The sequence below is a fragment of the Acetoanaerobium noterae genome (genome assembly GCF_900168025.1).
GTDB classification, from domain to species: Bacteria; Bacillota; Clostridia; order Peptostreptococcales; family Filifactoraceae; genus Acetoanaerobium; species Acetoanaerobium noterae.
The window spans coordinates 465,673-478,378 of sequence record NZ_FUYN01000002.1 but is presented as its reverse complement, the minus strand read 5'-3'; the positions used below and the strand labels follow the sequence as shown (position 1 = coordinate 478,378).

The following is a 12,706-nucleotide window of genomic DNA, read 5'->3' as shown; positions in this document are numbered from 1 at the left end:
CTGATATAAACCCTTTAATTTAGACTTTCTTATAGTATTTAATTATGCGGCTTGTTTCCTATACTAAATAGGTTACAAGCCTTTTAATTTTGTTTTATTTATTATCTCTATTCCACTTGATATATCTTATAGATTTCTATATATTCATCTATTTTGTTTTTAAATACTTGTTATAAAAATAACTTTGTTGACATATGGCGGACAAATTCATAAAATAATATAGTCTCAAGTGTAAATGATGAACTTCGCAATATATTTTCAGTAAATTTCAACACTTCAGAAAAGCAACTATATTATATTTTGAAAGGACGAAACTTAATGCAGCAAACTGTTAAGCTACAACCAAAAGAATCACAGTCTTCTAACCAAAATCTAAAAAAACAAGTCGGAGCGCTTGATGCTATAACTATGGTAATAGGTATAGTAATAGGCTCAGGCATCTTCTTTAAATCGTCACCTGTTTTTAGCAATGCTGGTTCCCCGTTTCTAGGAATTATGGCTTGGATAATAGGAGGACTGCTAACTGTAGCTTCTGCTCTTACAATCAGTGAAATAGCTACAGCAATCCCTAAAACAGGCGGACTTTTTGTATACATAAAAGAATTATATAGTGAAAAATGGGCGTTTTTATTCGGATGGGTACAGTCATTCATCTATGTACCTGGAGTTACTGCAGCTTTGTCTATAATTTTTGTAACTCAAGCTACTTTCTTCATTCCAATGTCTGATTTTACTCAAAAAATACTAGCTATATCTTTAATATTTTTTCTAATCTTAGTAAATATAGCTTCTACAAAAATAGGTAGCAAAATTCAAGTTGTTGCAACTATTGCAAAGCTAATCCCTATAGTAATTATAATTGCTTTTGGCTTTATAAAAGGCACTGTAGGAGGAGTTAGCGAGGTTTCTAAGGTTTCACTTTCTGGAGCTAGCCTTGCTGGATTTGGCTCTGCTATACTTGGAACCCTATGGGCATACGATGGCTGGGTAGGAGTTGCTAACATGGCTGGCGAGCTTAAAAATCCATCTAAAGACCTTCCTAAATCTATAATTTTAGGTCTATCTATAACAATGATAATCTATGTCCTTATAAATATAGCTATAATAAATGTTATCCCTGTGGACGCTGTAATTGCTTCACAAACACCTGCCTCAGATGCCGCTGTTCTGATGTTTGGAAAATCAGGAGCTATTCTAATCTCTGCAGGAATAATGATTTCTATATTTGGGGCTATGAACGGCTATTTATTAACTGGTGTAAGAGTTCCATTTGCAATGGCAAGTGAAGGCTTGTTCCCTTTCGCAGATAAGCTTAGTTATCTTCATCCACAATCTAATACTCCTGTTTTAGCTTTCGTATTAGAAGGAGCATTGGCTGTACTTTATGTTATGAGTGGATCTTTTGAAGTTTTAACTACCTTGGCAATGTTTATGGTTTGGTTTTTCTTCGTAATGGCAGTAGCTGGAATATTTGTCCTAAGAAAAAAATTCTCTCATTTAAATCCAGCCTACAAAGTACCATTTTATCCTTTTGTTCCACTAGTTGGAATAGCTGGAGGAATATATATTTTACTTAGCACCCTTGTAACTGATTTCAAAACTGCAGTTCTAGGAATATTAATTACTGCTCTAGGAGTTCCAGTTTACAACCACATCACAAAATCAAAAAGAGCTTAATATTTTAGTTTACAAACCAAATTATCTGTGATATCATACCTATTAATTTAATATTATGCGTAGATGGAGAACGGAATTTATATGCTTTGCTACAGAGAGTCGATGGCTGGTGAAAATCGATGCAAGAAATAAATTCAAATCCCTCCTGAGCAGTATTCTTGAATCAAAGTGTAAAGAATACCGGCTAGCCTCGTTACTGGCTTAGGTTTGATAGAACTGAAATGAGGTGGTGTAATTAATACACAAGCAAGGTGGTACCGCGAGATAATCTCGTCCTTGAAAGCTTAGGCTTTTTAGGGCGAGTTTTTTTATGCTAAAAAACAAAGGAGGAAAAACAAATGGAAAAGAACTATGATGCAAGCTATACTGTATCCAATATACAGTATAATTTTAATTTTGAAGGTGCTCACAAACGAATCGAGAAAGTATTAAGACCAACCAACCTCATTCATAGCACATTTTTCAGCGCTTACTGCTCAAACAACGTATACATAAAGCCTGAAAATCTTCAAACCACTGGAGCTTTTAAGATTCGTGGAGCCTATAACAAAATCAGTAAACTAAACTCAGAGCAAAAATCTCAAGGGCTTATATCATCCTCTGCTGGTAACCATGCTCAAGGAGTTGCCTATGCTTCAAAAGAGCTTGGGGTTACTGCAACCATTGTCATGCCAAAAACCACTCCACTTATCAAAGTAGAATCCACCAAAAAATACGGCGCAAATATAGTTCTTCATGGAGATTGCTATGATGAAGCCTATGAAGAAGCAAAGCGTCTTGAAAGCAGTGAAAACATGCTGTTCATTCATCCATTTGACGATGCAGATGTGATAGAAGGTCAAGGAACTATAGCCATTGAAATATTAAACGAAGCTCCAAATCTCGATCTAATTATTGTTCCAGTAGGTGGAGGTGGCTTGATTGCTGGAGTAGCTACCTGTGCAAAAGCTCTAAATCCTAATATAAAAATTATAGGAGTAGAGCCAGAGGGTGCAAATGCCATGTCTTTATCTATGAAAAACAACAAACTCACTTGCCTAGAAAGAGTATGCACGATTGCTGATGGAGTTGCTGTTAAAAATCCTGGTAGCCTAACCTATGAACTAATAAAAACCCATGTGGATGAAATCATTGAGGTATCTGATTTTGACATAATGGAGGCATTTTTGCTACTGATGCAAAATCATAAATTAGTTGGAGAAAATTCAGGTGTCTTACCATTTGCAGCGCTTAGAAAAATCAAAGAAAAAAATAAAAATATAGCCTGCATCATCAGCGGTGGAAACATAGATTTCTTAACCATTTCCACCCTTATCAATCAAGGGCTTGTATCTATGGGAAGAATATTTTGTTTTTCTGTGAACCTGCCTGATAAGCCTGGAGAATTGGCTAAAATTTCTAATCTACTAGCAAAATTAGGAGCAAATGTAATCAAGCTAGATCACAATCAGTTCAAAGCTTCAAACAGATTCATGGATGCTATGCTAGAGGTTACAGTAGAGACAAACGGTCATAATCATGTGGAGCTAATATCCGATGAAATGAAAGCTCTTGGCTATACCATAAAGAGAGTGTACTAAAAAAGGGACCTGCCGGTCCCTTCCTAAAAAATCTAAAACTTTATACTGTTTTCCAAGACATTATCCATATATTAGATATAATTAAGCAGATTTATATATAAATTAATCAATAAATTTAATACTCAATAGTTTCATTATCCTTTAAAGATACATATAACTGAGCATAAGTAGCTTCATAATAGGGATTTACAAATAAAACTCCAATTCCTAGCATCAAGGTTCCTAAAATATACCAACCTAAAAATGATAAATCTAAAATAAACATATTCATTTTATGTCCATCTGTCATTTGAATACTTTGTCTTATTGCCTTTGAAGGTTCAATATTTGGATTTTTAACTAAAATATAAGGAACCATCATATAGGAATAATGCTTTATTATTCCAGGAATTATCAGTAGCAAAAACCATAAAAAATTATATATTCCAGTTAAAAACATAGTGATTGATATGTTCATATATGAACCAGATTTAAATACCCATCCAAGTGATTTTACATCTGGTTCTTCATTAATACCATCTAAGAAGAATTTTCTTCCTCCTATTTCAATTGGGATTCCAATAAAAAATCTAAATAAAAGAAAAAATCCAATCACAAATAGCACTATCACAATAGAAAGAGCAAGTATTCCAGGCGTTCCCATCAGCTCTGTAAATCTTCCAACAAAGGAATTCGGGTCATCAACTATAATTTGCCCGCCTTGATAATGAGCATCTTGCCCTCCCCTTCCAGAGCTTCCTCCTGAATTGAGGAGCATATTTTGGTTTCCTCCTACTATAAATATCATAAAAGCAACCAAAAAAGCTTTCCAGTAATACATTCGCAAAAAATCCTTAGCCTTTGATTTTAGTTCCACTCTAGTCCACATAAAAATCCCCCATTTAGTTATTCTCTAAAATATTATATACCCTTATCTATCAATAAATATTCTATGATGATAAGAACTATACTCATTAATTTTAGTTTAAGATGGCTCATATTTTTCAATTTTTTAGAAGCATAACAAAAGACCCATGAACTTTTTCACAGGTCTTTCACTAAAAAATCTATTATCCTATAATATACAAAGCTCTTTATCTGCTTTATTTAGTACTTCGCATCCATCCTCAGTAACTAGTACTAGGTCTTCTATTCTTACTCCTATTTCTCCTGGTAGATAGATACCTGGCTCTATAGAAAATATCATTCCTGGCTCAACTTTGTCTGTGTTGATAGCAGAAACATCGCCGTAATCATGTACATCAATACCTATAGAGTGTCCTGTTCTATGAGTGAAGTATTCACCGTAGCCTTTAGATGCTATGTAATCTCTAGCTGCAGCATCTATATCACAGAATCTAACTCCAGGCTTAACAGTATTAATAGCTCTTTTATTAGCTTCTAGTACTATTTCAAATACCTCTTTAGCCTTGTCGCTAGCTTCCTTTAAAAACACTGTTCTAGTCATATCTGAGCAATATGAATTTTTTGCACAGCCTATATCTAGAATGATGCTATCCCCTATCTCAGCAACCTTATCAGTATTTGAGTGGTGAGGATTAGCTGCATTTGCTCCAAATCCTAAAATAGGCTCAAATGAGAATCCATCAGTTCCTAGCTCTTTGTAAATCCCTTGAAGCACCTGCATTAATTCCTTTTCGCTGTGACCTTTAGTTACTTCATTTTTTAGCTTTTCCATTGCTAAATCATTAAGTCTTGAAGCCTCTCTCATAAAGTCTTTTTCTGCTTCATCCTTAATCATTCTCACTCTGTCTACGATTAATGAACCATTTACATATGAGCTTCCAGCTTTTAGCTCCATTAGTCCAATTAAAAATCTAGCTGGCCAGTTTTTGTCTACTCCTACTGACTTGTCTTTTAAAACAACCTCTGATAGGATTTCTACAGCATTGTTTGTATCGTCAAACCAAACTATCTCTACTCCTAAATCCTCAGTTATAGGGAAAAGCTTGTTTACAAACAGCTTATGCTCACCTCTTGTGCTGATATAAAGAGCTAGCATTCTCTCTCCTGGATGAATCCATTTACCTGTTAAGTAAAAAATTGATGCTGGATCAGAAATTATCATCTGCTCCAGATTCTCTGCCTTCATTTTTTCTAAGATACTTTCTAGTCTGTTTAATTTCATAGTCTTATCTCTCCTAAAAAATAATTCAAAATAATAAGTAAGCTTAACTTTTCAAAATCATAAACCAAATTCTATCATAATATCAGTATACCCATACAGCATGAATATTGCCATATGGGTATATATTTTTTTAATTTTTATGATGCTAAAGCATCCTCTACTTCATCACTGTCATCTTCAAGTAAGGTAGTAAGCTTCTTGTCAAATACAAACAGCATCACAGCAGCTACAAATAAAATTGCAGGTATTACTGAATATGCTTGAATAACTGAGAATTTTGAAGCAAATGCATATAAATATCCGTATGATTTACCAGCTATAAAAGTTGCAAATGTCCATACCCCCATAAGCACTGACACCATTTTATTCGGAGCATATTTAGCTACAAATGAGTTTCCTAGTGGTGAGAAGAACATTTCTCCTACGCTTAGAAGTAACCCAAAAGCAATCAGCCAAAGTAGGCTTGCCTTAGATGCATCACTTGCACCTACTCCTCTTGAAAACTCTGCAAATACTAGCATTAAAAATGCTGCTCCAAGAAGTCCAAGCCCTATACCAAGCTTTTTAAATAAGCTAAGGTCTCCCTTTGCAGTCTTTGATAATTTAAACCAAAGCATACCAAGAACTGGTCCTAGAGCTATACAAGTCATAGAGTTTAGTGAATCAAACCATGAAAGCGGAACATTAAAACCACTTACATTCATATTAATAAACGCTGCACCGTAATCGTAGGCAGCTAGATATGTAAGATACCAAAATACCCAGAAAATAACTGAAAAAGTTGAAATTAGTATAATTGCAAATACCTTTTTCTTTTCAGATTTAGTAAGAGGCTTATTCTCTACTACTACATCTTTTTCTGCTTCTTTTCCTAATTTAAATGGCTTTTTACCAACTTCGCCTAAAGACTTGCTTCCAAATAAGAACCAAATTAAATCAACTACGCAAATAACTGCACATAATTGAAAAGCTGCTCTAAAGCCTTGCACTTCGCCTTGAGCAAATGTACTTGCAACTAGGATTCCTACAGCAGTAGTTCCTATAAATGCTCCTATATTAACAAAAGAGTACTGAGTTGAAAAAGCAGAATCAAGCTGCTCTTTATCATCAAATAAAGCACCGCTAATAGCTGCAACATTGCCTTTGAATAACCCTGTTCCAATAGCTACAAGAGCAACCATTATATTCATTCCTACTGCATCAGTTGCTGATGCTCCTATCCAGTATCCCGCAGCCATAAGAGCTATACCAACTGGTACGCAATACCTTGCTCCTATAAATCTGTCTGAGATATATCCACCAATAATAGGTGCCAAATATGTAAATGCAACAAGATTTGATTGGATAAGTGCAGCTTCTACACTTGTAAGCCCTAATCCTCCTGTTACTACAGTTGCCGCCACAAAAACATAAATCAGATACTTAGCAGCATAATACGCCATTCTTTCAAACATAAATGCAACACTGCATACGTAGAAACCAAATGGTCTTTTGTTCTTTACTACCATATCGCTCATTTACTTCCCTCCATCAGTATGATTTCATATAAAATGATATTTCCTAGAAAAACAGATTACAAAATCGTTTTCCTAAAGGCTAAAAACAATTGTGTGAAAAGTTAAAACTATCACAATTGTTAATCTAGACTAAATTATATATTGTATAACTATAATTTTCAACCATAATTTTAATAATACTGTAAATTTTCTATATATACAGTAAATATAGCTGAATTTTTTACAGTATGATTGAAATAAGACAAACTTATATGGTATTATTATCCTATATTTATTATTAACTAATTGGAGACAAAAAATGGAGATATTAAGCGAAATAGCAGATAAAATAAAAGAGCTACGAAAAGAAAAAGGATATACACTAAAGGATTTAGCTGATAAAACAGAGCTTTCTGTAAGTTTTTTATCCCAAGTAGAAAACGGCTCATCCTCACTTGCAATTACCTCACTAAAAAAACTAGCTGATGCTTTCTCAGTGCCTATGACCTATTTTTTCTACAGCATGGATACTCATAACTATCATGTAAAAATTGACGAGCAAAAATCTTTTAAAATGGAAGGTCTTCCTTCTGAATTTGTGAGATTGAGTGGGGATTTTTCTGGTAGAAGCTTGGAATCAATGATAGTAACTATTCCTGGAGGTCAAAAGCATGGACATAAGTACAACCACCCTGGTGAAGAATTTGCCTATGTATTAGAGGGTGTATTAATCGTGGAAATAGAAGACAAGGAATACCTAGTTCAGGCAGGTGATTCTATACACTATCCATCTACAATGCCTCACCAGTGGAGAAACCCTCTAGGTTCTCCTGTAAAAATTCTTTCAGTAATAACTCCAGCTGTATTTTAAAAGTTTTGTACAATTATCGATTAAAACTAAGCGCGTTGTTTATGTATAAAATCATAAATCACGCGCTTTTCATTATATACTAAAAGACTTTTGCTACCCATGAGCAACCTGCATCGCTTTAATCAGTTAAGTTTATCTTGGGTACAACAAGATTTCTGAACCCCATAATCAGTCTGAATTTCTCTAATACATGTAGTTCTTATTATACTAATTCAGTATATATTACAATTATATTTTATTTTAAATTTTATTTTATGTTCGACTTGTTTAACTAACATTTAATGAGGTATATATACTATAAGTCTAAATTACTATAGGACCATGTAAGATTGCGATTTATTTTAAATTTAGTTTTCGCAATTTTCAAACAATTAATTTTGGGGGTATTTTGATAATTTTATAAAGGAGGGCTCATTATGTTAGATTACATGAAAGCTTTGATAACACCGTTTATTAGTAAGTTCATCAAAGACGAGGATGGACAAGGTATGGTTGAGTACGCTCTTATTATAGCTGTTATAGCCCTTGTTGTAGTTCTAGCTATGCCTGCAGTAACTGATGCTATCTCTGATTTATTTGACAGAATTGCAGAGGCTCTAGCTGGATAACAAAATAAACCTATTTACTACTTTCAAAATCATATCCTATTGCCTTGCCTTATAATAAGGCAGGGCAAATTTTCATTTATAGGCTAATTAAATAATTTTATAACTTTGATTAAACTTATAAAGAATATCAAAGTTTTAAACTAAAAGCTAGGTGGGATTAGTATGAAAAATATTTTTTCTCCCATAAGAAACTCAAAAGGCCAGAGCTTAGTAGAGACTGCACTAGTCCTTCCACTCTTGTTATTAATTGTATTTGGAACTATAGAATTTGGAAGGGTATTCAATGCCTATCTAGTAGTTTCAAATGCTTCTAGGGAAGGAGCTAGAGCCGCAGCAGTAGGAAAATCCAACTCTGAAATCACAACCATGGCAACAGATAAAGCTGCTTTCATAGGAACAGTATCTGTAACTATAAGCCCTTCAGACTCTAGACCTTACGGCAGCGAGGTAACAGTGACTGTGAATCACACTCTTAATCTCATAGTTCCTATCATCAGAACTATAATAGCTCCTAGTGGCAGCCTAAATGTAAGTTCATCCACCAGCATGAGAGTGGAAAGTGAATGAGGGGATTATTATGAAAAAATCTAAAACAAAAGCTAATTTCAATCATAAAGGCTCTATTGCGGTAATTATAGCTATGACAATAGCAGTTCTTCTTGCGATGACAGCTCTTGTTACTGATGTAGGCGCAATGGCATTAACTAGAAATAAACTTCAGTCAGCTGCAGACTCTGCTGCACTTGCTGGAGCTCAGGAGCTTCCATCAAACACCACTCAAGCAGAAATCATTGCAAGAGATTATTTAGATAAAAATATAAGCGATTCTTATACCGCAGATGTAGTATTTTCAGATTCAAATCAAAAAATCAGTGTCAATATAACCAAGAATATAGGCTTTGCCTTTGCTAGGATTTTGGGAATAAATGATGGTGACATAAATGTTCATGCCGCAGCTATTAATGCTCCTGCGAGGTCAGTTGTAAGTGGTCTTAGACCTTTTGGAATAGTATGGAATCCTGAGCTTGATTTTCAGTCCAATGAAGAAGTCATTTTAAAATACATTCCAAATATCACAGCTGAAGATGAACTCGGTCCTGGAAATTTTGGTTCAGTGAATCTTTGGGGCAAAGACCCTCAGTACAAATATCCTGAAAACATTTTGAATGGAACCAAAAATCACTATGCTATCGGAGACGGCGTAGACACTTATCCAGGAAATAACGCTGGTCCAACTGCAAAAAATCTAAGAGATTTGCTCGATGCAAACTCAGGAAGCGTAACTATCCTCATTCCTCTATTTAGCACAATGGACGTTCCTGGCAACAAAGAAATAATAATCACTGGTTTTGCAGCTTTTCAGATAGATGATGTAGAGCAAAAAGGCAACAATGTGGATGTAACTGGTCATTTCGTAGAGCATGTTACACTTGGAAATGCTGATTTAGATGGTACTGATTATGGAGTTAGAGCTGTTAATCTAGTAGAATAGGGGGCTTTCAGATGAAGACCAGCAAAAAACTTGTAATATTATCTGTTCTAATTGGAATAGCTACTGTCCTTGCTTTTTATTCATATATTCAGCGTGAAATTGCTAAAATGGACCCAGCTACCTATTCAGAAATTATAGTAGCTACAGAGGATATCCCTGCCAGAACAAAAATCACCGCTGATATGCTTGAGCCTCAGAAAATTCAAGATAGCTATATCTTACCAAACTCAATCAGAGATAAAGCGAAGATAGTAGGTAAATATGCAGCTGTGAAAATAGTTGCCAATGAGCAAATAATCAGCGACAGATTGGCGGATCTTGATAAGACCTATTTTTCCTACAAAGTTCCAACAGGTTATGTAGCAATTACTATTCCAGTTGATTCCGTATCTGGAGTATCTGATTTTATAAAGCCTGGAGATTTTGTAGATGTTTTTGTATATCTAGAAGAAAAGGAAGTAAAATCTGAAACGACATATATTTTTAATTTGGAATCTTCTTCTGATATGCTCCAAAAAGTTCTAGTTCTATCCGTTGATAAGGCAAATGATATCTCAGAAAGTGACAATGATGAGAAAAACGAATCTCTAGATACTAGAAAAATAACCCTAGCACTAGAGGCTAAAAATGCTGAAAAGCTAGTATTAGGTTACAAAACAGGGTATTTGCATCTTGCACTTAGAAATCCTGAAGACAATACTGCTATAGATACAAATGGTACAGTAAGACAAGATATAATAAATCGTTAACTGGGGGCATGTCTCATGAGAGAAAATAAAGGAAAAGTAATTTCAGTGTTCAGTAACAAGGGAGGAGTAGGCAAAAGCACACTTGCTGTCAATTTAGCTGTCTATCTAGCTTCCATAGATAAAAATCAAGTGGCTCTTGTAGATTTAGACCTGATGGCTGGCGATATTGCACTTATGATGGATATCAATCCTAAAAGTACAATAGTAGATGTTACTCGTGATATTTCAGGAATAAGCTATGACATAATAGATGATTATTTAATTAAGCACTCATCAAATGTCATGGTCCTTCCTGCTCCTATAACACCTGAACAGGCTGAATTTGTCTCTCCAACCTGCGTTGATAAAATCCTATCAACTCTTATGGAAAAATACGACTATATAATAGTGGATACTGGGCCAAATTTTGGAGATATTAACCTTTCAGCGCTTGACCATTCCTCCAAAATTTTCTACATTACAACCATTGATATCCCTGCAATAAAAAACTCTAGGGTCGGCCTTGATATCATTCGAAGATTAAATTACGAAGAAGATAAAATCGGACTAATCTTAAATATGCATGACAAAAAATATGGTGTAAGTCAAAAGGACGTCGAAACAATCTTAAATAAAAAGATATCCAAGATGATTCCTATGGACCTTTCAACAGTAGTGTCCTCTAGCAACAAAGGAGAGCCTTTTGTAATAAACATGGCTAAAAAATCCATTTCAAAAAGTATTGCAGAAATAGGTCAGTGGCTAAAGGAGGGGTAACCTATGACTCTAATAGATAGACTGAAAAAACAAGAGCTTGAAGAAATAAAATCCAAAGAAATAATTACTCCTGTCATAGAAGATAACTCTGATAAAATCTATGCGGTTACTCTTAAGCTACAAGAGAAACTAGTGAAATATACTGAAAAAAAAGACCTTCACAACGTCGATATAAGAGCCAAGCTTCAGGATTTTCTGCAAGAAATTTTAGAAGAAGACAATATGTTCTTAACTCATATAGAAAAAGAGGAAACTATAAATTCTGCATATAACGATATCACCGGCTATGGTCCAATTACCTCACTCATAAAAGACGATAGCATAACAGAAGTCATGGTAAATGGCCCTTATGATATATATATTGAAAGAGAAGGAAAACTAGAGAAAACGAAAATAAAATTCAAAGATACTGCCCAGCTAATGAAAGTAATAGAAAAAATAGTAGCTCCTATAGGAAGAAGAATAGATGAATCTTCTCCTATGGTAGATGCAAGGCTTCCAGACGGTTCGAGAATAAATGCTATTATCCCTCCACTGGCTCTGGATGGACCTGTTCTTACCATAAGAAAATTCTCAAAGGATCCATACACAGACAAAGACCTCATAGATATGGGCACAACTAGCATAGAGCTTATGGAGTTTCTCAAAGCCGCAGTAAGAGCTAGACTAAATATTCTAGTTTCTGGAGGTACTGGAAGTGGAAAAACTACGACTCTAAATGTACTTTCTTCATTTATTCCAAATGATGAAAGAATCGTAAGTATAGAAGATGCCGCTGAGCTTCAGCTTCATCAAGACCACGTAGTAAGACTAGAATCAAGACCTCCAAATATAGAAGGAAAAGGTGAAATAGTAATAAGAGACCTCGTTCGTAATGCTCTTCGTATGAGACCAGATAGAATAATAGTTGGAGAGGTAAGATCTGGAGAAGCTCTAGACATGCTCCAAGCTATGAATACTGGTCATGATGGCTCTATTACAACTGGTCATGCCAATTCTCCTAGAGATATGCTCTCTAGACTTGAAACCATGGTACTAATGGCTGGAATGGACCTTCCTCTAAAAGCCATCCGCGAACAGATATCCTCTGCCATAGATATAATAGTCCATCAATCCAGATTAAAAGATGGAACTAGAAAAGTAGTAAGTATAGTAGAGGTTCAAGGAATGGAGGAAGATATAATAACCCTTCAAGAGATATTTAAGCTTCAAATAGATGGCAAAGATACTAGAGGAAAGCTAAAAGCTCATCACAAAAGCACCGGCATAAAGCCAAAAGTACTTCAAGAAATCAAGGATGCTGGAATATTTTTAGATGAAAGCATATTCAGCTAAAGGAGGAATCGGTC

General features: G+C 34.8%; 12 protein-coding genes and 1 other annotated feature. Of the genes, 9 read left to right on the top strand and 3 right to left on the bottom strand.

What is annotated here, in order from left to right; all coding sequences use genetic code 11:
- Nucleotides 1-318 precede the first annotated feature (318 nt).
- The gene (locus tag B5X47_RS05795) at nt 319-1,677 is read left to right on the top strand and encodes an APC family permease (RefSeq protein ID WP_079589241.1); all 1,359 of its coding nucleotides are present in this window, start codon (nt 319-321) and stop codon (nt 1,675-1,677) included.
- 51 nt (nt 1,678-1,728) lie between these two features.
- Nucleotides 1,729-1,958 (top strand) — a binding site (T-box leader).
- Between the two features lie 57 nt (nt 1,959-2,015).
- Nucleotides 2,016-3,257 (top strand): threonine ammonia-lyase, encoded by a 1,242-nt coding sequence (ilvA, locus tag B5X47_RS05790; protein WP_079589240.1) that lies wholly within the window; start codon nt 2,016-2,018, stop codon nt 3,255-3,257.
- Between the two features lie 115 nt (nt 3,258-3,372).
- Here the strand turns inward: ilvA and B5X47_RS05785 are convergent, their stop codons facing one another.
- The 3 genes from B5X47_RS05785 to B5X47_RS05775 all read right to left on the bottom strand — a co-directional run bounded on the left by B5X47_RS05785 (nt 3,373) and on the right by B5X47_RS05775 (nt 6,902).
- Entirely contained in the window at nt 3,373-4,125 is a 753-nt protein-coding gene (locus B5X47_RS05785; RefSeq protein ID WP_079589239.1) for a DUF975 family protein, read from the bottom strand.
- Between the two features lie 186 nt (nt 4,126-4,311).
- Entirely contained in the window at nt 4,312-5,385 is a 1,074-nt protein-coding gene (locus B5X47_RS05780) for a M24 family metallopeptidase (protein ID WP_013360616.1), read from the bottom strand.
- Nucleotides 5,386-5,522: 137 nt separating this feature from the next.
- Nucleotides 5,523-6,902: a peptide MFS transporter gene (locus tag B5X47_RS05775; protein WP_079589238.1), complete on the bottom strand. Its 1,380-nt coding sequence runs from the start codon at nt 6,900-6,902 to the stop codon at nt 5,523-5,525.
- A 298-nt stretch (nt 6,903-7,200) separates the two neighbouring features.
- Between B5X47_RS05775 and B5X47_RS05770 the strand changes: the two genes are divergently transcribed.
- From B5X47_RS05770 to B5X47_RS05740, 7 genes are all read left to right on the top strand, one after another.
- Entirely contained in the window at nt 7,201-7,752 is a 552-nt protein-coding gene (locus tag B5X47_RS05770) for a helix-turn-helix domain-containing protein (protein WP_330395737.1), read from the top strand.
- 416 nt (nt 7,753-8,168) lie between these two features.
- Entirely contained in the window at nt 8,169-8,360 is a 192-nt protein-coding gene (locus B5X47_RS05765) for a Flp family type IVb pilin (protein WP_079589237.1), read from the top strand.
- A gap of 162 nt (nt 8,361-8,522) precedes the next feature.
- Nucleotides 8,523-8,927 carry a TadE/TadG family type IV pilus assembly protein gene (locus B5X47_RS05760; RefSeq protein ID WP_079589236.1) on the top strand — a complete coding sequence of 135 codons (405 nt, stop codon included), beginning with the start codon at nt 8,523-8,525 and terminating at the stop codon, nt 8,925-8,927.
- 10 nt (nt 8,928-8,937) lie between these two features.
- The gene (locus B5X47_RS05755; protein WP_079589235.1) at nt 8,938-9,852 is read left to right on the top strand and encodes a pilus assembly protein TadG-related protein; all 915 of its coding nucleotides are present in this window, start codon (nt 8,938-8,940) and stop codon (nt 9,850-9,852) included.
- A gap of 11 nt (nt 9,853-9,863) precedes the next feature.
- Nucleotides 9,864-10,601 (top strand): Flp pilus assembly protein CpaB, encoded by a 738-nt coding sequence (gene cpaB, locus B5X47_RS05750; protein WP_079589234.1) that lies wholly within the window; start codon nt 9,864-9,866, stop codon nt 10,599-10,601.
- A 15-nt stretch (nt 10,602-10,616) separates the two neighbouring features.
- The gene (locus B5X47_RS05745) at nt 10,617-11,357 is read left to right on the top strand and encodes an AAA family ATPase (protein WP_079589233.1); all 741 of its coding nucleotides are present in this window, start codon (nt 10,617-10,619) and stop codon (nt 11,355-11,357) included.
- A gap of 3 nt (nt 11,358-11,360) precedes the next feature.
- Nucleotides 11,361-12,692, top strand: a complete 1,332-nt coding sequence (locus B5X47_RS05740) for a CpaF family protein (protein WP_079589232.1) — start codon at nt 11,361-11,363, stop codon at nt 12,690-12,692.
- Nucleotides 12,693-12,706 lie beyond the last annotated feature (14 nt).